The 24334-nt window shown below is 59.8% G+C and carries 16 protein-coding genes and 1 pseudogene; 9 read left to right on the top strand and 8 right to left on the bottom strand.

Translation table 11 applies throughout. The features are described from left to right. Positions 1-7 precede the first annotated feature (7 nt). Genes ACK3EW_RS12935 through ACK3EW_RS12920 form a run of 4 tightly spaced genes read left to right on the top strand, consistent with a single transcriptional unit; the run spans position 8 to position 4089 of the window. Positions 8-1000 carry an ABC transporter permease gene (locus ACK3EW_RS12935; protein WP_493806550.1) on the top strand — a complete coding sequence of 331 codons (993 nt, stop codon included), beginning with the start codon at positions 8-10 and terminating at the stop codon, positions 998-1000. Next, a complete protein-coding gene (locus ACK3EW_RS12930) occupies positions 997-2508 on the top strand; it encodes a sugar ABC transporter ATP-binding protein (protein ID WP_493806549.1) in 1512 nt (503 codons plus the stop codon). Before ACK3EW_RS12935 ends, ACK3EW_RS12930 begins: the two co-directional genes overlap by 4 nt. A 1-nt stretch (position 2509) precedes the next feature. Then, positions 2510-3379, top strand: coding sequence for an NAD(P)-dependent oxidoreductase (locus ACK3EW_RS12925; protein WP_493806548.1), 870 nt, complete (start codon positions 2510-2512; stop codon positions 3377-3379). Further along, positions 3376-4089: a ThuA domain-containing protein gene (locus ACK3EW_RS12920; RefSeq protein WP_493806547.1), complete on the top strand. Its 714-nt coding sequence runs from the start codon at positions 3376-3378 to the stop codon at positions 4087-4089. Before ACK3EW_RS12925 ends, ACK3EW_RS12920 begins: the two co-directional genes overlap by 4 nt. A 48-nt stretch (positions 4090-4137) precedes the next feature. On the opposite strand, the gene cynS is transcribed toward ACK3EW_RS12920, so the two are convergent. Genes cynS through ACK3EW_RS12895 form a run of 5 tightly spaced genes read right to left on the bottom strand, consistent with a single transcriptional unit; the run spans position 4138 to position 8287 of the window. Further along, positions 4138-4608 carry a cyanase gene (gene cynS / locus ACK3EW_RS12915; RefSeq protein ID WP_238939779.1) on the bottom strand — a complete coding sequence of 157 codons (471 nt, stop codon included), beginning with the start codon at positions 4606-4608 and terminating at the stop codon, positions 4138-4140. A 37-nt stretch (positions 4609-4645) separates the two neighbouring features. Beyond that, positions 4646-5125 carry a nuclear transport factor 2 family protein gene (locus ACK3EW_RS12910; RefSeq protein ID WP_493806546.1) on the bottom strand — a complete coding sequence of 160 codons (480 nt, stop codon included), beginning with the start codon at positions 5123-5125 and terminating at the stop codon, positions 4646-4648. Positions 5126-5138: 13 nt separating this feature from the next. Beyond that, positions 5139-6041, bottom strand: a complete 903-nt coding sequence (locus tag ACK3EW_RS12905) for an ABC transporter ATP-binding protein (RefSeq protein ID WP_439119731.1) — start codon at positions 6039-6041, stop codon at positions 5139-5141. An 11-nt stretch (positions 6042-6052) separates the two neighbouring features. Further along, positions 6053-6889: a nitrate ABC transporter permease gene (gene ntrB, locus ACK3EW_RS12900; protein WP_171046082.1), complete on the bottom strand. Its 837-nt coding sequence runs from the start codon at positions 6887-6889 to the stop codon at positions 6053-6055. A gap of 3 nt (positions 6890-6892) precedes the next feature. Further along, a complete protein-coding gene (locus ACK3EW_RS12895) occupies positions 6893-8287 on the bottom strand; it encodes a CmpA/NrtA family ABC transporter substrate-binding protein (RefSeq protein ID WP_493806545.1) in 1395 nt (464 codons plus the stop codon). Positions 8288-8503: 216 nt separating this feature from the next. On the opposite strand from ACK3EW_RS12895, the gene ACK3EW_RS12890 reads away from it, so the two are divergent. From ACK3EW_RS12890 to nagA, 3 genes are all read left to right on the top strand, one after another. Next, positions 8504-10369 (top strand): sigma 54-interacting transcriptional regulator, encoded by a 1866-nt coding sequence (locus tag ACK3EW_RS12890; RefSeq protein WP_493806544.1) that lies wholly within the window; start codon positions 8504-8506, stop codon positions 10367-10369. Between the two features lie 128 nt (positions 10370-10497). Further along, entirely contained in the window at positions 10498-11529 is a 1032-nt protein-coding gene (locus tag ACK3EW_RS12885; protein ID WP_493806543.1) for an SIS domain-containing protein, read from the top strand. Beyond that, positions 11529-12668 (top strand): N-acetylglucosamine-6-phosphate deacetylase, encoded by a 1140-nt coding sequence (gene nagA, locus ACK3EW_RS12880; protein WP_493806542.1) that lies wholly within the window; start codon positions 11529-11531, stop codon positions 12666-12668. The genes ACK3EW_RS12885 and nagA overlap by 1 nt, the downstream gene beginning before the upstream one ends. On the opposite strand, the gene ACK3EW_RS12875 is transcribed toward nagA, so the two are convergent. After that, the gene (locus ACK3EW_RS12875) at positions 12643-14601 is read right to left on the bottom strand and encodes a Hint domain-containing protein (protein WP_493806541.1); all 1959 of its coding nucleotides are present in this window, start codon (positions 14599-14601) and stop codon (positions 12643-12645) included. The two genes, nagA and ACK3EW_RS12875, sit on opposite strands and share 26 nt — an antisense overlap. 195 nt (positions 14602-14796) lie before the next feature. Continuing rightward, a pseudogene (locus tag ACK3EW_RS12870) lies at positions 14797-14976 on the bottom strand (calcium-binding protein); the annotation flags it as partial. A gap of 97 nt (positions 14977-15073) precedes the next feature. On the opposite strand from ACK3EW_RS12870, the gene istA reads away from it, so the two are divergent. Then, complete coding sequence (gene istA / locus ACK3EW_RS12865; protein ID WP_493809682.1) at positions 15074-16570, top strand: IS21 family transposase; 1497 nt, start codon at positions 15074-15076, stop codon at positions 16568-16570. Next, entirely contained in the window at positions 16567-17334 is a 768-nt protein-coding gene (istB, locus tag ACK3EW_RS12860) for an IS21-like element helper ATPase IstB (RefSeq protein WP_493806540.1), read from the top strand. The genes istA and istB overlap by 4 nt, the downstream gene beginning before the upstream one ends. A 41-nt stretch (positions 17335-17375) precedes the next feature. Here istB and ACK3EW_RS12855 read toward each other — a convergent pair whose 3' ends face one another. Then, positions 17376-24236 (bottom strand): hypothetical protein, encoded by a 6861-nt coding sequence (locus ACK3EW_RS12855; protein WP_493806539.1) that lies wholly within the window; start codon positions 24234-24236, stop codon positions 17376-17378. Positions 24237-24334: the final 98 nt, after the last annotated feature.

The raw sequence follows: 24334 nt of genomic DNA, 5'->3' as shown, positions 1-24334 counted from the left end.
CAGAGTGATGAACAAGGACACCCTTCTCAAGCAAGGCGCTATTTGGGCCTTCATCGTGGTCGAGTTGATCTTCTTCTCGGTTGCGGGCTCGTACCTCTCGGTCTCGGACAGCGCCTTCATGGATTTCGACAACATGCTGTTGCTGCTCAAGCAATCTGCACCCATCGGGATCATCGCGTTGGGCATGACGATCATCATGATCAACGGCAATATCGACCTGTCGGTCGGTGCCACCTATGCCTTGTCGGCCATCATCCTTCTGGACAGCATGACATGGCCGTTCATGCAGGCAATGGGCGATTGGGCAATCCCACTGGCCTGGGTGTTTGCCCTGCTGACAGGAACCATTCTGGGCGCGATCAACGGTCTGATTGTTTGGAAGACCGGCGTCGATGCTTTCATCGTGACACTAGGGTCCATGCTCGGCTATCGCGGCTTGGTCTTCATGTATAATGGTGAACAACCCACCAGCCACCTGAACTGGACGCTCGTCGATTTTGCCGAAGCTCAGTTTCTGGGCCTGCACACCGCGACATGGTTCCTGATGGGCGCGGCTTTGCTGCTATGGCTCTTGATGACCAAGACGGTACATGGCCGCAACGCCTATGCCATCGGCAACAATCGCGAAGCAGCCGTGAACGCCGGTATCCGCGTCGGCCCGCATTTCCTCTGGAACTTCATGCTGATCGGGTTTCTCGCGTCTTTGTCTGCGGTGGTGTTCTACTCGGAATCCGGCTCGGTGAACCCGAATGACGGGATGCTCTATGAACTCTGGGCAATCACGGCGGTTGTGCTGGGTGGAACCAAGCTCACCGGCGGCTACGGGTCGATCATTTCCACCCTTGGCGGCGTCATCGCGATCCAGCTTTTGCGCAAAGGTCTGGGCCATATCGGAGCCGACACGGAAACCGTGAACCTTGTCATCGGGCTGATCCTGATCGCCGTCTTGTTCCTGGACCGCCAGTTGAACCGCAAGGGCAAAGAGGAGTTGAAGACATGACCGATCAAACCCCGGTTCTGCGGCTTGAAGACATCGTCAAGACTTTCCCCGGTGTCCGCGCCTTGAACGGCGTGTCGTTTAGCGTCCTTCCCGGCGAGGTGCACGCGCTGATGGGCGAAAACGGCGCGGGCAAGTCCACGCTGATGAAGGTTTTGGGCGGTATCCTGCAACCCAACGAAGGTCGCATCTTCATTGAAGAAGAACCAACGGTGATGACCACTCCGGTGCAGGCCAAGGCCAAAGGCGTGGTGTTTATCCATCAGGAACTCAGCCTTGCCGATGAACTGACTGTGGCCGAAAACATCTGGCTTGGGGAATTGCCGCTAAAATCCTTTGGTCGTGTCAACTGGGCAAAGCTTTACGAAGACACAAATGCCATCCTCAAAACGCTCAACGTCGGGTTTGACGCGAAAACGCGGGTTGGGGACCTCTCAATCGCCAACCAGCAAATGGTCGAGATTGCCCGCGCCCTGACGGTCGATCCAAAGGCGGTGATCTTTGATGAGCCGACCGCGTCTCTGACAGATGCCGAAAAGGTGGTCTTGTTCGATGTGATTTCGGACCTGCAATCCAAAGGAGTCGGCATCATCTATATCTCGCACCGGATGGAAGAGATCTTCAAGATCACCGACCGGATCAGCGTTCTGCGCGACGGTCAGTATCGCGGCACTCTGAACACCCGCGAGACCGATGAAGAAGAAGTCACAAAACTGATGATCGGGCGCAGCCTTGATCTGTCGCGCAACGAAAGCCATCACGAAATGGGCGATGTGGCTCTTGAAGTGCGCGGGCTAAGCTGCGGCAAGCTTTATCAGGATGTGAGCTTTAACGTCCGCAAAGGCGAGGTTCTGGGTTTTTACGGTCTGGTCGGCGCAGGCCGGACAGAGATTGCCGAGACCCTATTTGGGCTTCGCGATCCCTCAGCTGGTCAAATCCTGCTGAACGGCCAAGAGGTGCGGATCAAATCGCCCATCGACGCGATTGCCAATGGCATTTCCCTTGTTCCCGAGGACCGCAAGGGGCAGGGGCTTGTTCTTGGCATGAACTGCCGGGACAACATGACCTTGCCGCAGGTCGATGATCTGACAGCGGGTCCGTTTGTCAGCGACGGGGCCGAGATTGCCATTTTTGATCAATACCGCGACAAGCTGGACATCCGCACACCCGGTTGGCGGCAGACCGTCGGCAACCTCTCGGGTGGCAACCAGCAGAAGATCGTTATTGGTAAGTGGCTGTCGATGCGTCCCGAAGTGCTGATCGTGGATGAACCCACACGCGGTATCGACGTTGGCTCCAAATCCGAGATCCACAACCTGATCCGCGATCTGGCGGCGCAGGGCTATGCGGTGATCGTGATCAGCTCGGAAATGCCCGAAGTGCTGCATGTGTCCGACCGGATCGTCGCCATGTATTCCGGCAAGGTCATGCGCGAATTCACCTCGGATGAGGTGACCGAAGACAGCCTTATCCAAGCCATCTCCGGGATCACTGCTGACAAGGTCGCCTGAGATGCGCGTCGGATTCGCGGGGCTGGGCCGTATGGGATCGCATATGGCCGCGAATCTTGTGGCCGCAGGACATGTGGTCACCGTTTGGAACAGGTCGCCCGACAAAGCGCGGACGCTGGCAGACACAACAGGTTGCGCCGTTGCGCAGACTCCAGCGGCTCTCACAAATGCGTCCGATGTCGTGGTAACCATGCTGGCCGATGACCCGTCCTCAGAGGTGGTGCATCTGGGTCGGGATGGATTGTTCGCTGGGCAGGGCGCACGGGTCTTTGTCGAAATGGGCACGATGTCGCCCGATCACATCCAATCGCTGGCCAAGGCTGCACCCGAGGGCTGCACGGTGATCGACGCGCCAGTATCCGGAGCCACACAAGCGGCGGCGGATGCGCAGCTCTTGATCATGGCGGGATGTTCGGAAGACACCGCAGAGCCTCTGCGCCCAATCTTCGATGCGCTGGGGCGCAAGACGATCTGTCTTGGCCAGACAGGCATAGGCGTTGTGATGAAACTGGCGGTCAATTCGCTGATCCACGGACTGAACCAGACCTTGGCCGAGGCTCTGACCCTGAGCGAGGCCGCTGGGATCGCGCCCGCAATCGCGTTCGAAGTTATCGAAAACAGCGCGGCGGCGGCCCCGATGCTCACATACCGCAAACCGCTTTACTTGAACGAAGCCGATCACGACGTGACCTTCACTGTGTCCCTTGCCCGCAAGGACATGGAGGTCACCGCCTCACTGGCCGCATCTCTTGGCACTCTTATGCCGCAAGGCGCAGTAACGCTCGATACGCTGCGCCGGGCAGAGCAAGCCGGTTTCGGCGCACGCGACATGGCGGCGATGTTGAACTTCATGCGAAAGGACTCTGAATGAAAGCCGCGCTTTTTGTCGGTGGCTGGGAAGGCCACACGCCCACACATTTCGCCGATTGGTATGAAGAACTGTTGAAGACCAACGGGTTCGAGGTTGACGTTTACGACACGCTCGAACCACTGGAACGCCCCAACGATCTGGCCGACCTCGATCTGATCACTCCGATCTGGTCTTCTGCAAGGTCGGGCCATCAGGAAGAGTTTGGCAACATGACCAAACCGCAGGAAGACGGATTGCTCAAGCTCATCGGCAATGGCTGCGGGCTGGCAGGGTGGCACGGACATATGGGCGATGCGTTCCGCGACCGGCCTACATATCACTTTCTCATCGGTGGGCAGTTCGTAGCGCACCCGCCGGGATGGCCCGACAACCTGCAACCGCGCGAGGATTACATCGACTATGACGTGACCATCTGCCAGCCGGATCACCCGCTGGTCGAAGGCATCCGCAGTTTCCGCATCACGTCAGAGCAGTATTACATGCTGACAGATCCGTCGAACAATGTGCTCGCTAAAACCACCTTTTCCGGCGATCACCTGTGGTGGATCGAAGGCACGGTGATCCCTGTCACGTGGACCCGGCGCTGGGACAAAGGGCGGGTGTTCTATTGCTCGATCGGTCACGAACTGGACGATCTGAAAGTGCCGCCAGTGACCGAGATGATCCGGCGGGGTGCCATCTGGGCGGCAGAGGGCAAGGCGATCGCCTGACCCAAAGAGCGCCGCCCGATCCGCAAGAACCGGGCAGCGCAGGCTGGCTTACCAGGAATTATAAGCCAGATATTTACCGGACATCTCGAGCTTCACCCGGTCGCCTTTTTCATGCGGCACGCGCGTCAGCTGCATGTCAAAGTCGATGGCCGACATGATGCCGGTGCCGAACTTTTCCTCGATCAGCGCCTTGATGGTTGGGCCGTAGACGCCGACGATCTCATAGAGGCGGTAGATGCAGGGATCGGTCGGAACCGACTGTTCCCAGACCTTGGTGGGCGGCTCTTCCAGCACGCTGGCGGCCTCTTGCGGGAGGCCCATCACTGAAACCAGCGCTTCTGCCTTGTCCTTGGGAAAGGCGTTCATCCCCATACAGGCCGAATGTGTCCAGATCGGAGACATGTCGATCTTCTCGGCGATGCCCTCCCATGTCATGCCCGCTTGCTTCTTGGCAGACAGGATCATCATCGTCACGTCTTCCTTGGTCATCATGACTGGCACCTCGTAATTGTCTTTCATTGGGGTTCCTCCTTGGTCGTATGTTAAATCTTGCGTTTCAGAGCCCGAGATCCGTCAGGCCCGGATGGTCGTCAGGGCGGCTGCCTTGCGGCCAGTGAAACAGGCGATCGGTCTCCGCGATGAGCACGTCGTTGATCGAGGCGTGGCGCACTGCCATGTAGCCAAGTGCATCGAACTCCCAGTTCTCGTTGCCGTAGGCACGGAACCACTGGTCACTTTCGTCATGCCATTCGTAGCAAAAGCGCACGGCAATCCGGTTGCCGTCATGCGCCCAGATTTCCTTGATCAGGCGGTAGCCGTTTTCCTTGGCCCATTTGTCGGTCAGGAACGCTTCGACTTCGGCCCGACCATTCAGAAAAACGTCCCTGTTGCGCCACATCGTGTCCCGCGTGTAGGCCAGCGCGACCTTTGCGGGATCACGGCTGTTCCACGCATCCTCGGCCATTCGCACCTTCTGCACCGCGTCCTTATAGGTGAACGGGGGCAGGGGGGCGCGTGGGGTGTCCTGATGTGTCATCGCGCTGGCTCGATTAAGTGTTTACCGCCCGCAAGGGCGGCGGGGCGCTGGATTCGTCTTCGGCGGTTGTCTTGTCGATCCGCACGGTTTCCGGGCGCTGATCGGCATCGTCACTTTGCTTGCCCGCCAGTTCCTTGGACCGCTGACCAAGGAAATGCACCAGATGGTTGCGGATCGCGTAGTAGTTCGGATGTTCCACGATCTCGGTTCGGGTGCGCGGACGCGGTATGGTGATCTCGACTGATTCCGCCACGCGCGCAAACGGCCCATTGGTCATCAGCAGGATGCGATCCGCGAGCAAAATCGCCTCGTCGATGTCATGGGTGATCATGAACACCGTCTGTTCCGTACCCGCCCAGACCTTGATTAGCTCTTCCTGAATCGTCCCCCGTGTCAGCGCGTCCAACGCGCCGAACGGTTCATCCAGAAGCAGCAGCTTCGGCTGGTTGGCAAAGGCGCGTGCGATGGACACACGCTGGCGCATCCCGCCAGACAACTGGCTGGGTTTGCGGTGCACCACGTCACCTTCAAGACCGACCTTGGCAAGGTAGTCGCGGGCATGCGCCTCGACTTGCTCGGCAGACCAGTCCGGGTGGCGGGCCTTGACGCCAAAGGTCACGTTCTTGAGCGCCGACAACCACGGCAAAAGCGAGTAGTTCTGGAACACAACGCCGCGGTCCAGCGACGGGCCGGATACTTCGAACCCGTCCATCTTGACCACGCCAGAAGACGGTTCGGCCAATCCGGCAAGGATGTTCATGATCGTCGACTTGCCACAGCCGGAATGACCAAGGATGCAAACGAACTCGCCTTTTTCGATCCCGAAGCTGGCGTTTTCGAAGACGGTCATCGTGCCGCCCTGGCCATCCGGGTAGTGCTGGGTCAATCGCTCGATACTAAGAAAAGGTTTCGCCATGAGGTGTCTCCTTATTCGGCATAGGCGACAGCGCGCTGCAGGACGCCAAAGGCCGAGTCCAGCAACATGCCGACAACGCCGATCATGAGGATTGAAAAGATGACTGAAGTCAGGTCGAGATTGTTCCACTCGTTCCAAACGTAGTAACCAATGCCTGTTCCGCCCACGAGCATCTCAGCCGCGACGATAACCAGCCACGCGATGCCGATGGAGATCCGCATGCCCGTAACGATGGTCGGGGCAGCGGCGGGCAGGATCACGGTGAATGCGGTCTTGAGTGGGCCAAGTTCATGTGTGCGTGCCACGTTCACCCAGTCCTTGCGCACCCCAGCGACACCAAACGCAGTGTTCAGCAGCATCGGCCAGATCGAGCAGACGAAGATGACAAAGATCGCTGACGCCTCTGAATCCTGAATGATGAACAGGGCAAGTGGCATCCATGCCAGCGGCGAGATGGGCCGAAGCACCTGAATGAATGGGTTGAACGCTTTGTACGCGATCTGGCTCATGCCGATGAGGAATCCCAAGGGAATGGCGACCAGCGCCGCAAGGAAATACCCGGTCAGAACACGGTAGATCGAATACCCGATCTGGATACCGATCCCCTTGTCGTTCGGGCCTGCGTCATAAAACGGGTTGGACAGTTCCGCCCACGCTTTGGCGATAACCTGACTGGGCGGGGGAACACCCGCTTTTTGCGCGCCCCCACCTGTAAGGCGCTCATATTCGGTAAGCTCGCCCACTGCCTTTTGCGCCGGAATGGCGGCCTCCCAGATCAGGAGGCCCACCACCAGCATGGCAATCGACAATATCGCGGCGCGCTTGTTGATTGAAAGACTGTCCAACATGGATCAGCCCTTTCCGATCGGGAAGCTGGCGACATAGGCTTCGGGTTCTGCCGGATCGAAGGTTTTGCCCATAATCGTGTGCGACTTGTAAGTGATGTCCGGTGCCTCATAGCCGAGGTCTTCCATCACTTTCTTCGCGTCGGCGGCTAGGTAGACCTGCTCGGCCACGGCCCTGTAGTCGATGTCGCCTTCGATGTAACCCCAACGCTTCATCTGGGTCAGGATCCACACACCCATCGAGTGCCACGGGAACGGGTCGAAATCGATCCGGTCGGGCACGACCTGCACCTCGCCAAGACCATCCGCGAACGTGCCGGTCAGAACCTGCTCAATCACCGGGACGGGTTGGTTGAGGTAGTTGGTCGGCGCAATCGCAGCCGAGATTTCTTTGCGGTTGTCGGGGTTTGACGCATATTGTGTCGCGTCGATGATCGACTTCAAAAGAGCGCCGTAGGTGTTAGGCAGTTCGGTCGCAAAGGACAGCGGTGCGGCAAAGGCACAGCACGGGTGACCTTCCCAGATGTCTTTGGTCAGCATGTGGATAAAGCCGATGCCTTCCCAGACGGCGCGCTGGTTGAACGGGTCGGGCGACAGGTAGCCGTCAAGGTTACCGGCGCGCAGGTTCGCAACCATTTCGGGCGGTGGGACCACGCGGATCTGAATGTCGACATCCGGATCCAGACCGAATTCCGCAACGTAGTAGCGCAGCAGGAAGTTGTGCATCGAATATTCGAACGGCACGCCAAAGGTGAAGCCCTTCCACTGTTTCGGATCACGCTTGTCGAGGTGCTCATTGGACAGAACAATCGCCTGACCGTTGATGTTCTCGACCGCTGGCATGATGTACGGGGTTGCAATAGAGCCCGCGCCCAGCGTCATGGCCAAAGGCATCGGCGTCAGCATGTGGGACGCGTCGTATTCACCCGACAGCGACTTGTCGCGGGCCACGGCCCAGCCTGCTGTTTTGATGACCTGCGCGTTCAGTCCGTAGCGTTCATAAAAGCCCAAGGGCTGTGCCATGATGATCGGTGTGGCGCAGGTGATCGGCACAAAGCCGATGTTGAGGTCAGTCTTTTCCGGCGTGCCCAGATTGTCGAGGATCGCCGCCTTGGCTTCGTTCATCGGGAAAACCGAAGCAAGTGCCGCTGCAACGGTGCTGCCGCCCATCATGCCCATGAAGGACCGGCGGCCAATATCGCTCTGACCAAAGACCGATCGAACGATGGCACTTTCAACCGCCCGTTCGAGCATTTGTTCGGATGACATACGTGTGGGATCGAGGTCTTTCGCGCTGTGCGAATGAGTGTGACCCGAGGCGCAGCTGTCGCAGCCGCAATCGGCGCCGTGACGCAGGTCGGTATCTGCGGAAAACGGATTTCCAAGGCTCTTGATCGTCATGTGCAGTCCCCTGTCTGGTGGAAGTTCCTAAGGATTGACGACATCTTGACAGCAGGACTCGGGTAGAAAAACCGAGTGCCACATATTTGTTCAAAGTGAAAATATGAAGCTATTTCAGAGTGTTGATGGGATTTAGCGATAACAATATTTTACGATAATTCGTAAATTACGAAATTTCGTTAGACTGTTCTGCAGTGCAGCGGCAATCATGCACTCATGCTTGACGAACGACACCAATCTGATTCCCTGCTTGCGGCATTTCCCGACGCTGCGCTGGTTCTTGACACCACTCAGGACAAGGTGGTCGCGCTTAATGCGGCTGCAGCCACATTGTTCGGTGTGGACATGGCGTCAGACAGGGCACTGCGCTTTTCTGGCTTTCTTGGCGCGGCACTGGCAAAGTTCGTGGTCTTTGTCGAAGAGGTCGACCACCGGGGCGAATGCTGGACCCGGGATGTGCCGCTGACCACGCTGGACGGGCTGCCGCTGCGGTGCGAAATCCGAGCAAGAGGCGTGCCCGATGTGGCGGGGTGCCTGCTTCTCAGTTTCACCGACCTGGATGCATTCGACAAACGCACCCAGATCGCGGAAGCCGCTGAACTGCACCGCGCAGGGCTTCTTGAATGGAAACGGGCCGAGACCTTCTTTGCCGAACTGGAACGCCAGAACCAATTGATCCTGAACGCGGCGGGCGAGGGGATTTATGGCGTGAATGCCGATGGCAAAACCACTTTCGTCAACCGCGCGGCGCAGGAAATGCTGGGTTGGACGACGCAGGATCTGTTGGGCAAAGACATCCATTCGATGATCCACCACCACCACCTGAACGGCGAAATCTACCCGTCGCAGCAATGCCCGATCTACCGATCTTTCCGCTTTGAACAGGTCCACCGGATCGAGGACGAGGTGTTCTGGCGAAAGGACGGCAAGCCGATCCGTGTAGAATATGTTTCGACACCGATCTACGATCAAAAGGTGCTCGCCGGGGCGGTGGTCATCTTTCGCGACATCACCGAACGCAAGGAAGGCGAACGCAAGCTGCGCGAGGCGCTGGACGAAGTGGCGGCGCTGCGTGATCGGCTGGAGCAGGAAAACGAATACCTGCAAGAGGCAATCAGCTCAGAACGGGCACACCATGACATCATCGGCAGCTCGCCCGCGATCCGTCAGGTCGTGACCCGCATTGACCTTGTGGCAGGCACCGACGCCACCGTTCTGATCACCGGCGAAGCGGGCACCGGCAAGGCGCTGGTCGCCACCGAGATCCACAAGGCCAGCCCCCGGTCCCGCAGACCCCTGATCCACTTCAAATGCGGATCTGTTGCGCCGGAAGATGTAGAGGCTGCGCTTTTCGGCCATGTGCGTGGGGCAGGGCCCAACGCCGCGCGGGACAAGCCGGGCAAACTCGAACTGGCGCATGGCGGGTCGCTGTTTCTGGACGATGTCGAAGAACTACCGTTCGAAATACAGGGCAAGCTTCTGCACGCGCTTCAGAAAAGCACGGTTACACGCGTTGGGGATACGCGGGAAAAGCCGCTGGATATCCGGGTGATTGCAGCCACCACCCATGCACCGACGGACACACGGTCCGGCAATCGCATCCGCGAAGACCTGTATCTTTTCCTCAATGTCTTTCCGATTTCCTGCATGCCGCTTAGGGATCGTTTGGAAGACATCCCGTTGCTTGCCGCACATCTGCTGAAACTCGCTTGCCGTCGGCACGGTCGTCCAGTGCCCGTACTGACCGAGCGCGTGGTCAAGCAGATGCAGGCGTATCACTGGCCGGGCAATGTGCGCGAATTGCACAATGTCATCGAACGCGCCGCCATCGTCTCGCGGGACCGCAAGCTGGTTCTGGAACTGGGCGGGGGCGGACAGGTGGCGTCGCCCACCAATGCGTCCGTCCGCACCGAAGCCGAAATGCAAGAGATGATGCGCCGCAACATCATTGCCGCACTGCGCGAAACCGGGGGGCGGGTGTCCGGCGCGTCGGGCGCGGCAGCGCTGTTGGATGTCCAGCCAACCACGCTTTATTCCCGGATCAAGGCACTTGGAATCGACCGTTCGGCCATCCAGCCCTGAGCACGAACCTCTTGAAAGACCATCGGCTTGCGGTTCGCTGCCGCTTGCGGCCTAACTGATCCGTACAGAAGGAACACGCCATCCGTACGGACGCTAGCGCGACCCCAAAGACACAAAAGGCCTTTACAATGTCACCTGTCGAAACCCAAATGCGGCGCGAGGTGCGGGAAATCCCGGTTGCCGTCCAGCGCTTGCTTGATCACGGCAGTGCGGACATTCGACGCGCCGCATCGGCAATCCGCGCCCGCGATCCGGCGTTTATGATCAGCGTTGCGCGTGGGTCGTCCGACCATGTCGCGACCTATCTCAAATATGCGGCTGAACTCTTGACCGGAACACCTATCGCGTCGGTTGGACCCTCTATTGCCTCGATCTACAAACGTCAGTTGCGATTGACCGGAGGTGTCTGCCTGTCGGTGTCGCAGTCGGGCAAAAGCCCCGACATCGTCGACATGACGCGGATGGCGCGTGACGGCGGAGCGTTGACGGTGGCGATGACCAACAATCCGGCCAGTCCCTTGGCAGGCGTTTCTGATCATACACTGGCGTTGCACGCCGGTCCCGAACTCAGCGTTGCCGCGACCAAGACCTTCGTCAATTCGGCCGTTGCCGGTGTCTGGTTGCTGGCCGAATGGGCCGAGGATGCCACCCTGTGCGCGGCAATCCAAGACCTGCCAAACCGGCTGGAGGCCGCTATCGGTATGGATTGGTCAGCTGCACAAGACGCTTTAGGGGAGCGAAATTCGATCTTCTGTCTGGGTCGCGGCCCAGCCTATGCGATCTCGAACGAGGCGGCGCTCAAGTTCAAGGAAACCTGCCAAATTCACGCCGAGTCCTATTCCTCGGCCGAGGTACTGCATGGCCCCGTGTCGATCGTCGACCGCGGTTTTCCGGTCATCGCCTTTGCCGCCGCAGACGAGGCCGAAGCTGCCTTGGCCGAAGTGGCCGACGAGATCGCGCAAAAAGGGGCCACCGTCTTTGGCACCACCTCAAAATTGCAGCACGCAACATCGCTGCCAACCGAACGCACGGGGCATCCGCTGACCGACCCGATTGCCCTCATCGCCAGTTTCTACGCAACGGTCGAGCAGGTCGCGACTTCGCGTGGGATAGACCCGGACGCACCGCGCCACCTCAAGAAAGTGACGGAGACCCGATGATGACCCGTACCAAGGCATTCACCGGCGCGTTGATCCATGACGGGCACAGGGTTCACACCGGCCACGCGCTGATGGTGTCGCAAGCCGAGGGCTGTCGGATCGTTCCAATCACTGATGTGCCCGAGGGCTGTGAGATTGAGGCGCTGGATGGTGGCCTGATCACACCCGGTTTTGTCGATCTTCAGGTCAACGGGGGTGGGGGCGTTCTTTTCAACGACGATCCATCCGTCGACACGTTGCGCACCATCGCCGACGCCCATACGCAGCTCGGCACAGCGGCGTTCTTGCCGACGCTGATCACCGACACGCCAGACCGGACCCGCGACGCCATTGACGCGGTTGCATCGGCGTTGGACGACCGTGTGCCGGGGATTGTTGGGCTGCATCTGGAAGGGCCGCATTTGTCTGTGTCGCGGAAGGGGGCACATGACGGCACATTGATCCGGGCAATGACGGACGAGGATATGGAACTGCTGGTGTGCGCTGCAGAGCGTTTGCCGAACCTGAAGGTGACCATCGCGCCAGAGAACGTGACGCTGGACCGGATGCGGCGATTGTCCGAGGCAGGGGTGATCCTGTCCCTTGGCCACACGGACGCCGATCACGCCACCTGTCACGCCGCATTCGATGCCGGTGTGCGGTGCGTCACCCATCTGTTCAACGCGATGAGCCAACTGGGCAGTCGTGAACCCGGTCTTGTTGGGGCGACGCTGGAACGTGACGATGTGCATGCCGGGCTAATTGCGGACTGCGTTCATGTGCATCCGGCAACCATCCGCATCGCGCTGGCTGCAAGCCGGGCACCCGAAGGAATTTTTCTGGTCACGGATGCTATGGCGCCTGCCGGGTCCGACATTGACCACTTCCGCCTCAACGGCCGGGACGTGTTCCGCAAAGCAGAGCGATTGACGCTTGCTGACGGCACACTTGCGGGGGCGGACCTTGAAATGGCCAAGGCTTTACGGGTCATGATTGATCAGGTGGGTGACGGGATTGCGACTGCGGTGCGACGTGCCACCTCGACCCCTGCCGCGCTTTTGCGCGACACGGGCGGAGCAGGTACGCTTGGCGCATCGACGCGCTGGGCCGTCTATCTTCCAGCAGGCAAAACCGTTACGAGGCGGCTTGACGCTGGGTGACTGCGTTTGACCGATGGGCATGTGCCGCAATAGCCCCGCTCGGAACGCTTCTATGACGCGACCGCCCCCGAAGCGCGTTCAAATGATCCGGCAGATGCGAGAACCGTGCAAATCTGCGGGCCTGCATGCCGTAGCTCTGTTCTGCCGCGTGATGCTGCAAATCTGGGAAAAGTTCATAGATTTCGCTGCGGACGTCGCTCTCCAGCGCCGCCAAAGCGAAGTGCCCCGGAAAGAAGCTTTCAGAAGGCGCGCCATTGGCAAAGACGATCTGGTGATCCTCGAACATGATGTGGAAATAGCTCACCTTGCGACAGCCGTGCATCACACGGGCAGCGCCACCTTGCAGCCTGGCAAGATGGATCGCCCGAACAAGGGTCTCTTCGCCATCGACATTGAACACCACACCGTGCTGTGGTGACACGATCAGAGGCAGATCCCCACCGGTCAGTTTGGGGGACAGGTGGATCGGGTGCAGCTTGGGGTTGCGGGCAAGATCCGTCTGGCTCAGATCTCGTTTTCCAATCCAGCGCAGGGTCTGGACACCGTTGTCGCGGGTGATGATCCGATCACCGACACGCAGTGTTTCGATCAGCCGTTCGCCCTCGGTGGTCAGGATGCGTGTGCCAGAGGCAAAGCACACCACGCCGGTGTTTTCGACCGTGAAAGAGCTTGCATTGCCGGTTGCGCCCGAGAAGACCAGCCCGCCGCCGCCGAAACTTGAGTTGTTTGAATAATCGACAGTCCCGCCAAGAAGGGTGCTGTTGGACTGGTTGAGGATGCCGTCATCGTTGAAGTCGGCGGTCAGTTCCCAGATATCATCATAGAAGGCCGACAGGTCGATCCGGTCATTGTTGGTGATGTCACCGTCATTCAGCGTGCCGGTATTACCGAAGTTGAAGTCGGTGATCGTGTCTACACCGTCACCCGCAGCGTAGACAAACGTGTCGTTGCCATCGCCGCCGGTGATCTGGTCGTCGCCGGTGCCTGCATTGATCGTGTCGTTGCCGGTCCAGCCATCCAGCGTGTCGTTGCCTGCGCCACCGTCAAGCTGGTCATTGCCGTCCGCCGCGAAAAGGATATCGGCACCGTCGCCACCGTCCAGAACGTCGTCACCGCCACCTGCACTGAGGCTGTCATCTCCGAGACCACCGCGCAGGGTATCGTTTCCAACGTCACTGCCGCCCAAAAGCGTATCGTTGCCGTCGCCACCCTCCAGAGAGTCAGCGCCTATTGCCCCGTCGATATAGTCGTCGCCGGTGCCGCCGAACATCGTGTCGTTACCGGTCCAGCCTTCCATACTGTCATTGCCGGCATCGCCATACAAGACATCGTCGCCTTCGGCACCGTAGACGCTATCGGCGCCGTCGCCACCGCGCACGGTGTCATTGCCCAAGTTGCCCGACAGCCAATCATCGCCAATGCCGCCATCGACGATATCGTTGTCCGCTCCACCACTTAGTGAGTCGTCGCCGTCCTGCCCAAAGATTGTGTCATCGCCAGAACCGCCAATGATCGTATCGTTGTCACCCGGCAGGGCCGTGTTTTCCTGCAAGCTGACGTTGTCGATTGTCAGGACGGCAAAGCCCCCGCTGAAGTCCGGGTCTTCAAGCGAGAGCGACAACGTGGCGATATCTGTTGTAGGCGTGAACGATATGGTGATCGTTCCCATAGTGCCAGTGTTGTAATCGGTTGTGACATCCGCGCTGCCAAGCAACTGCACTCCGGGAGGAAGGCCATTATCGTCAGCCACTTGTCCCGCTGTCTCGTTGCCAAAGAGCAAGATTTGCAGGTTGTCCCCAAGAGGCGACGTGTTGTTGTATCCGCCTGCCGCTGCGTCCAGCGTGATGGTGTACGTGGTGCCCGCGACAAGCGGCGTGGCCAAATCCTGAGAGATACCCTCCTGAAACCCTGAGCCGTTGTTGACCAGCGACACGTAATTGGTGCCATCGGTCGGGGTCGCATTGGTGCTATATGTTGGTTCATACCCTGTGTCGTCAGACAGGTCCGGTGACGCAGTGTTCCAGCTGTACCAGTCAGGCAGGTTGCTGACCTGACCCCAAGATGTTGGCGTTGCACCCTCGAACGAACCGTCAGCGATCAGGTTGGGCCCGATAATGTCACCCGTGCCACCGTAAAGAGCATCGGCCCCAGTGCCACCGTCGATATAGTCGTTACCAGCGCCACCATCAATTGTGTCGCTGCCGTCATCGCCGATCAGAGAGTCGTTGTCTATGCCACCGTAAATCTCGTCGTCACCAAGGCCACCCGAGATCGTATCGTTGTCGTCTTGGCCGTTGGAAACGGCGATGCAAAATTAGGCCATGGTAGCGGCGGGATAGTCTCGCTGCGGGCGGAGTAAAATCCTGCCACTTTTCCCTTCTTGCATCGGCAGGGAGGGCGGGGAGATCTATACCGTGGAACTTTACAAGAAGGTTCGCTTGGCGTGTTCCGAGGGCATGAGCGCGCGGGCGGCGGCGAAGCATTTCAACATTTCGCGTGGGACGGTTGATAAGATGTTGGCCTTTTCGGTGCCGCCTGGCTACCGGCGGGACAAGCCGATCAGGCGGCCGAAGCTGGACGGGTTCACCGAGTTCATTGACGCCTGGCTTGAAGCCGACAAGGTCGTGCATCGCAAGCAGCGTCATACGGCCAAGCGGATATGGGAACGGCTTCAGGCCGAGCACGGCTTCACCGGAGGCTATACGATCGTCAAGGATTACGTGCGTGATCGCGAGCGGCGGACCCGGGAGATGTTTGTGCCGCTGGCTCATCCGCCGGGCCATGCTCAGGCCGATTTTGGCGAAGCGGTTGTCGTCATCGGCGGTGTCGAGCAGAAGGCGCACTTCTTCGTCATGGACCTGCCGCACAGCGATGCCTATTTCGTCCGGGCCTATCCAGCGGCGACGGCGGAGGCCTGGATAGACGGCCATGTCCGCGCGTTTGACTTCTTCGGCGGGGTGCCGCAGTCGGTGCTCTACGACAACGACCGCTGCCTGGTGTCGAAGATCCAACCGGACGGCACGCGCATCCGCGCCGCGCTGTTCAGCGGCTTGCAGTCGCATTACCTGTTTCGGGATCGCTATGGTCGGCCCGGGAAGGGGAACGACAAGGGCGCTGTCGAGGGGATGGTCGGCTACGCCCGCCGCAACCACATGGTGCCGATCCCCCACTTTGCCAGTTGGGACGATTTCAACGCAGACCTTGAAGGGCAGTGCCGCGCACGCCTGACGCGCATTCTTCGGGGTCACAAGGAGACGATCGGTGAGAGGTTGCAGCGCGATCTGGTCGCGATGCGCCCCCTGCCTGCCGCCCCGTTCGACGCCTGCGACCAAGCGGGCGGCAGGGTCAGCTCGCAGTCTCTCGTGCGCTATGACACCAACGATTACTCGGTCCCGGTCGCCTATGGCCACCAGGATGTCTGGATCCGCGGCTATGTCGATGAGGTCGTGATCGGCTGTCGCGGGGAGGTGATCGCCCGACACCCGCGCTGTTACGATCGCGAGGACATGATCTTTGATCCGGTTCACTACCTCCCGCTGATCGAGCGCAAGATCAATGCCTTGGACCAGGCCGCACCCTTGGCGGAATGGGACCTGCCCGAAGAGTTCCAGACTTTGCGCCGCCTGATGGAGGCGCGCATGCTCAAGATGGGGCGCCGCGAGTATGTGCAGGTGCTGCGTCTGCTCGAGACCTTCGAGATGGATGACCTGCATGCCGCCGTGAAGAAGGCCCTGAAGCTGGGCGCGGTCGGCTTCGACGCCGTGAAGCACCTCGTGCTTTGTCAGGTGGAGAAGCGCCCCCCGAGGCTTGATCTCGATGTCTACCCCTACTTGCCGCGGGCGAATGTCGAGACGACGCGGGCGGCCAGCTACATGGCCTTGATGTCGGAGGCGGCGGAATGACCGAGGCCCCGAAGATCCTGCTTGCCCACCATCTGAAGACGCTGAAGCTGCCCACATTCTTGCGGGAGCACGAGAAGGTTGCGCGTCAATGCGCCGCCGAAGGACTGGACCATGTCCAGTTCCTGTCGCGCCTCGTGGAACTGGAACTCATTGACCGCGAGCGGCGGATGGTCGAGCGCCGCATCAAGGCCGCGAAGTTCCCGGCCACCAAAAGCCTCGACAGCTTCGACTTCAAGGCGATCCCGAAGCTGAACAAGATGCAGGTGCTGGAACTGGGGCGTTGCGAATGGATCGACCGGCGTGAGAACGTGATCGCCCTCGGGCCCAGCGGAACCGGCAAAACCCACATTGCACTGGGCTTGGGACTGGCAGCCTGCCAGAAGGGCATGTCTGTCAGCTTCACCACCGCCGCCGCGCTGGTCAACGAGCTGATGGAGGCGCGAGACGAACGTCGGCTGCTGCGCGTCCAGAAGCAGATGGCTGCCGTGAAGCTGCTGATCATCGACGAGCTCGGATTCGTGCCCCTGTCCAAGACCGGCGCCGAGCTGCTTTTTGAGATGATCTCCCAGCGCTACGAGCGCGGCGCCACGCTGATCACCAGCAATCTGCCCTTCGATGAATGGACCGAGACCTTCGGCACCGAGCGGCTGACCGGCGCGCTCCTCGACCGGTTGACCCACCACGTCAACATCCTCGAGATGAACGGCGAAAGCTATCGCCTCGCGCAAAGCCGCGCACGCAAGCCCGGCGAAAACATCAACTGATCCAAAGCCCAGACTTGGACCTGACGGTCCAAGGCGGCCAGTCACCCGCCAGCTACATGGAGAGCGCGGCTGACTGGCCGCCGCTCATCACCCGCGTCCCGCGTAAACCCAAAGTGGCCCAGTTTTGCGCCGCCCCGTGGCCTAATTTTACTCCGCCGTTGACAGCCGTAGATCGTGTCGTTGCCGCCATCGCCGCTCAGAACGTCGGCGTTGTTGTTGGGCGCGAGGTCCGTGCCGTCATTGGCCAACTCATAGGGCGTGTAGAAGGGGTAGTCCGGGTTGGTGGGCGCCACATCGCCATAGATCACGTCGCCGTCGGCACCGCCCGAGATCGTATCGTTGCCTTCGTTGCCTTCGAGCGAATCCGCCCCGGCGTCGCCATACACCTCGTCGTCGTCAAAGCCCGCATCAACCGTATCGGCCCCGTCACCCCCCAGAATGACATCGTTGTCATCGCCGATCAGGATGCTGTCATTGCCGATGCCGCCATCAACAGTATCGCGGTCGTTGAACGCATCCGGATCGGCCGGGTAGTAAAGCGGGTTGCCGGGCGCGCCATAGCCTTCGTCCGGCAGGCCGGTGCCGAGCGAGGTGCGCGTGTTGATGACATCGTCACCTGCGCCGCCAAGCACACTGTCATTGCCCTCAAAGCCGATGATGGTGTCATTGCCATCGCCGCCAAGGACGGTGTCATTGCCCGCGCCTGCATCAAGGCTGTCATTGCCGCCTTCGCCGTAAAGCTGGTCATTGCCTGTGCCGCCCACGACAATGTCATCGTCTGCCCCAGCGAAGATCTGGTCATTCCCGCTGCCACCTGACAGTGTGTCATTGCCACCGTCGCCTATGATCGTGTCATCGCCATCTTCGCCAAAGATGGAATCCGCGCCTGCGACCGCATCGTCGCCATCGAGGTAATCATTGCCGGTGCCACCGAAGATGGTGTCATTGCCATCCTGACCGAAGACCGTATCGCTGCCCGCGCCACCAAGCACGCTGTCATCGCCGGTCCAGGCGAAGACCTGGTCGTTGCCGTCACCCGCATCGACGGTGTCGTTACCAGTGCCCGCGTCGATCCAGTCCGACCCGCCGTCGCCCGAGATCGAGTCGGACCCGTCACCGGCCACGAGGCTGTCATCGCCCACGCCGCCGATCAGTGTGTCATTGCCGATCCCACCGACCAGCGTGTCGTTGGAGGGCAGGAACTGCCCGTCGGCTTGAACCAGGTCAATATATTCAAGACCCGTGGTGTTGGCGTAGACTTGATTCTGAACACCCGGAGTGTTGGACGAGGTCCAGGTGATCTGGTCGCCATTGTTCACAGCGATGTCGAAGGACCAGTAGACGTTGCCCACCTGAGTTGGTCCCAGCTGGACAAGCCAGGCATTGCCGGTTTCGCCGGTCGTTTCGTTCACGATATCGGACTGGGCAATCGCGTGGATCGAGGTGCCCGCCAGATAGGTGGTCGCGCCGATCGTGATGTCCTGCGTCAGAACCTGCGGCGCACCGGCATCCTGCGTGCTGCCGGCACTTGAGTTGAGGTCCTCGAAGGCAGTCTCATCATCCGTGACCTGCACATTCGTGCTGGCGGCACTGCTGTCAAAGACAAAGGTGCCATTGTTGAGAATGCCTGTGTTGCCGGAGCTCTCCAGCGCAAAGAGTCCGAACTGTCCGCCGGTCGTGCTGGCTGGACCGTCACCGATCAGCAGGTCGTTGCCATCTTGACCTTCAACAGAGTCGTTACCTGCGCCGCCGAATAGCGTGTCATCGCCAAGCCCTGCGAATATGGTATCGTCTCCGTCACCGGCAAGGATCGAGTCCGCATCGGTGCCTCCCGGTCCGTCGCCACCATCGACAACGTCGCCGTCTGGGTCACCGGTATAAGAGCCGTTGATCAGATCGTTGCCTGCAGTCCCTTCGACAATGAAATCGCGCCCATCCGGAATGCCAAGCGCGACAAGTTCGTCGACTGAATCCACCTGGCTCGCCAGAACTCCGACAAGCGTGATGCTCTCGCCGCCCGGGAAGGTCAGGATCGCGTCGCCTGTTCCGTCACCGTTGGTGTCTGTGACGGTGACATCGCTTGTGCTGACCGGTGTTGTCCCACCATCCGAGGTCAGGCCAGAGACGTCCAATTGGTCATTGGTCGTGCCATCGCCGCTATCGGTCAGATCAAACCCTGTGACAGTATCGCTGCCTGATCCATCCCTCAAAACGACAGTGTCGCGTCCGCCTCCTAGTGTGACATTCTCGATCTCGGTAAATGTCACGCCGTTCGTGCCCTGGGTGATCGTCCCGGCTTCGGCACCGGACAGGTCAACCGTCGCACCGGTTGTCAGAGCACTCAGATCGACCGTGTCGAAATCGGTGCCAGTGGTGACAGTTTCACCACCCGCGATGGTGTCGGTCCCGAACCCGTCGTTTAAGACAAACGTATCGGCATCCGAGCCACCCGACAGGCTGTCATTGCCGTCGCCGCCGATGATGGTATCCTGACCGTCACCGCCAAAGATCAGGTCATCGCCGTCACCACCGTCCAGCAGGTCGTCGCCCTGCGCACCGTCGATGGTGTCGTTCCCCAGCCCGCCCTCGACGGTGTCCGCGTCGCCGCCACTCTGGATTGAATCGTTGCCCGCGCCGCCGAAAATCTGGTCATTGCCCGACCCGCCGCCCAAGGTTTCGTTGCCGCTGCCGCCAAAGATCGTGTCGTTGCCAGCCTGACCTTCGAGCGTGTTGTCGCCCGTGGTTGCCGAGGCATTGAACAGATCGTCACCTTCGCGGCCGTCGATATAGAGTGCGGCGCTCTCGGTTCCTGCGTTGATCGTGTCCGCACCTGACCCAAGATAGACCTGTTCGATCTCGGTATAGGTGATGGTGCTGCCCGCACCCGTGATCGTTCCGTTTTCTGCGCCGCCGACGGTCAGGGTCACCGGCGTTGAGCCACCGACTTCCAGCCGGTCCAGATCCTGCCCACTTGTGGTTGTCTCGCCACCTGTGACTGTGACATCGCTGAGCGTCTGGATCGAGATCAGGTCGGCATCGGCCCCGCCATCCAGCGTGTCATTGCCGCCGCCCACCGAGAAGATCGTATCGTTGCCATCGCCACCAAGCAGCAGATCGTTGCCGGTAAAGGCCGCGACATAGTCGTTGCCCGCGCCGCCATCGACGGTGTCATTGCCATCGCCGCCAACGAGGCTGTCATTGCCCGCACCGCCAAGAATGCTGTCATCACCGGTTCCGGTTGTAACAGTGTCGTCGCCGCCTCCTGCGTCGATATTCTCGTTCCCAGCGCCACCGTTCACGATGTCGGCTTGATCGGTCAGGATCAGCCGTTCGATTTCCGTAAAGGTAATTGTGTCAGTGCTGGCGTTGTCGTCGATGCTACCGAATTCGCTCCCCGCGAAATCAACGGCCACCGCTGTGGTGACCGCGCTCAGATCGATGGTGTCGAAATCATTGCCAGAGGTCGTGGTCTCGCCGCCCGCAATGGTATCCTGGCCGAAGCCATTGTTGACGATGAACGTATCGGCATCCGCGCCACCATCCAACTGGTCGTTACCAGCGCCGCCATCAATCGAGTCATTGCCAGCACCGCCTGTCAGCGCATTGTTTGCAGCGCTGCCAATAAGCGTATCGTCTCCCGATCCACCGATGACATTTTCGATGTTGCTGAAGGTTGTACCATAGCTGCCGACCCCATCGCCCAGATTGACCTCAAAAGCGAAAGCAGAGACGAGCGAGTTTCCGATGTCATATACGTCGACACCGTCGCCTCCGTCGAAAACGTCGGCGCCTGACCCGGCCATCAAAGTGTCGTTGCCTGCGCCGCCGTCCAGGGTGTCCTGATTCGCGCCGCCATCGAGCAGATCATCGCCCGCGCCACCGAATATTGAGTCGTCACCCGCACCGCCCAGGATGCTGTCATTGCCCGTGCCACCGTACAGGATGTCGTTTCCGCCCATCCCGTCAATGGTGTCATCACCCGCCCCACCATCGATGATGTTGCTGAGCGTGCCGTGATGGGTGGCGTCATAGCCGGTCAGCGAGTCGTTGAACGCGGATCCGAGGATTTCGTCGATGCCGACAATCGTGTCGTTCTCGGCATGGCCGCCAGCCGCAAATCCAGCCGCACCACCGCCATCGAGAACGATGGTGACCGCTGCATCCGACGCGCTGTAATCGGCAAGGTCGGACTCCTCGTTGCCTTGCAGAAAGTCTCCACCGGCCCCACCGATCAGTGTGTCTTGACCAAGGCCACCGATCAGGCTGTCGCTGCCAGTGCCGCCGTCAAGGACATCATTTCCGGTCCCCGCGACCATACTGTCATTACCGTCCCCGCCATAGAGGGTGTCACTGCCAAACTGACCAAGGATCGTGTCGTTGCCGGCATCGCCTACGAGACGATCGCGCAGCCCTTCCGCACCGTAGACCACGGTCTGGTTCGGCGCACCTGCGATGACTTCCAGCCAGTAGCCATCCGTGTCACGGAGCACCCAATTGTGATCTGTAAAGGTCGCTTGGACATGGGTGTCGCCAGCTTGGATCGTGGCGTAGGGTGCCGCCGTGCCAGATCCGTCGATCCACCAGAGTTCAATCGGACCATCAGCGCTGTTGGTGACCGTGAGATTGGTCGCTGTGAGGCCAGGGCCGGATGCGTAATCCGACAGGTTGTACCATTGGCCATCGCCAAGGATCAGGTCGTTGTCATTGCCGCCCTGAAGCGTATCGTTGCCCTGTCCACCTTGAAGGTTATCGGCCCCGTCGCCGCCTAGAATCTCGTCAGCACCAGAGTTGCCGCTAAAGGTGTCGGCGCCATCGCCACCGTAGACAACGTCGTTGCCGTCGCCACCGTAGACAAGGTCATCTCCAGCCCCGTCAAGAATAGTGTCTTGGCCAATGCCGCCATAAACCTTGTCGTTGCCAGCACCCGCGAGAATGTAGTCATTGCCCGAACCGCCGACAACTTCGTCCGCGCCGGCCCCCGCGTCGATCGTGTCGTTCCCCGCGCCACCCATGATATCGTCGTTGCCGTCCCCGCCAACGATGCTGTCTGCGCCGCCCGCGGCCTCCAGCCCCTCGTACAACTGCACGTTGTCGATTGATGCACCGATTCCGCTGACATCGCCCAATCCCTGGAACACCAGCGTGTTACTGCCATTTCCAGAGCCACCGATCAGGTGAAATTCATAGTTTCTCCAACTTCCGTCGCTGGCATCGATGGTGCCAACGACATCCCCATTCCAGATCACCTGAAGCTGGTTGTCCTGCGTTGTCCCATCATTGATGTTGGATAGGTCCGCGGCGTCGAAACTCAGGACATAGACCTGCCCGTCCTGCACGCCTGCGACAGTCTGGCTGACAGTGCTCTGCTGCCCGGGATTGCCTTCGAGATCGAGCCAGTTGCTCCCGTCAGTCGCGGTCAGCCCGCCGCGCCCATCGTTGTGGAATTCGATCGGAAAGCCATTCGCATCGGTCCAGCCTGGTGCGGCTCCTGCACCGCTAAAGCCCCAGCCTGTTGTCGTCATTCCGGTCGTGTCCTCGAAGGACCCGTTGACGATCAGGTTCGGCCCGCTGGCAATGAAATCGTCGCCCGAGATCGTGTCGTTCTGCCATTCGCCGTTGATTGTGTCAGCGCCCGCTCCGCCGAACGCGACATTGTTGCCGCCGCCCAGATTGATCTGGTCGTTTCCGCCTTCGCCGTGCACGGTATCATTGCCGTCATTCGACCAGACCGTGTCATTGCCATCGCCCGCGCGGATGGAATCGCCGTCGCCCTCGCCGATGGCATCGCCATTGTCGACCCAGTCCCCATCAGCGTCGAAATAGAACTGGCCGATCTGGTCGCCGCCCGCCGTACCCTGCACGATGCCGTCATTCGACAGGGTGACCACTTGTTCGATACCCGTGAAGGTCAGTGTATCACCGGAATTGAAGGTGACGGTTCCGCTTTCAGCCGTGGAGTAGGTGATGAAATCAACATACGAGACATACAGAGTGTCGAAATCATCTCCGGTCTCGCCGCCATCGATGGTATCGCCAGCATTGCCGTAGATATGATCGCCGTCGCTGCCGCCGTTGATCAGGTCAGCACCCTCGCCACCGGTCAGGGTGTCGTAGTTTCCGCCACCGAAAATCGTATCGCTGCCCAGATCGCCGAGAATTCGGTCGTTCTCCGAGCCACCGTCAATATAGTCGTTTCCGGCCTGACCATCGAGGTAGTCCAAGCCCGCCTCACCGAAGATCGAGTCGTCACCACCACCACCAAAAACAAGGTCATTGCCGGTGCCAGCGTAGATCGTATCGGCGGAGGCGTCCTCATAACCACCCTCTAGATGGTCGGCCCCGTCGCCGCCAAAAATCAGGTCGGCGCCTGCGCCGCCATTGGCGAAATCGTCGCCCGACCCTGCGTCTATCGTATCGTTGTCGGACTCGCCAAAGAGTTGGTCTGCACCTGTACCACCGTACAGTTCGTCACCGCCACTTCCGCCATAAAGGATATCGGCCCCATCACCGCCATCCATTTGGTCGGCTCCGCCGTTGCCGTAGAACGTGTCATTTCCGGCCATGCCTTCCATGCGGTCATCGCCGGAATTGCCATCAAACAGTTCGTCTTCTGCTGATCCGGTCACCCGGTCGCCGCTTTGCGCACCTGAAATGGTGGTGAAGTAATCCAGCAGGGTGCTGCCGCCGAAATTGGCGTTCACCCCGGTGACGCCAGCTTCGCCGATTGTGTATGTGGTCGCGCCATTGACAATTGAAACGACGCCCGTTGTTTGGTCGACGGTGACCGAATACGTTGCGTCCAGCGCCGAGAAATCGAGCGTATGGCCTGTTCCGGTTTCGGTGATACCGGACCAGAACGCTGCCGAATTCCAATTCGACGTCGTGACAATATAGATGGCCATTACTCTGCTACCTCAGGCGAAAAACTGCGCATTTTTGTTAACGACGGCAATGCGCGCAGCTTTAAGGGCAGCAACGAACCTGTTGGCCTTCTGTCTGC

This window comes from Marivita sp. NO-S04 (assembly GCF_059070475.1).
This window is presented reverse-complemented; position numbering and strand designations above follow the sequence as displayed.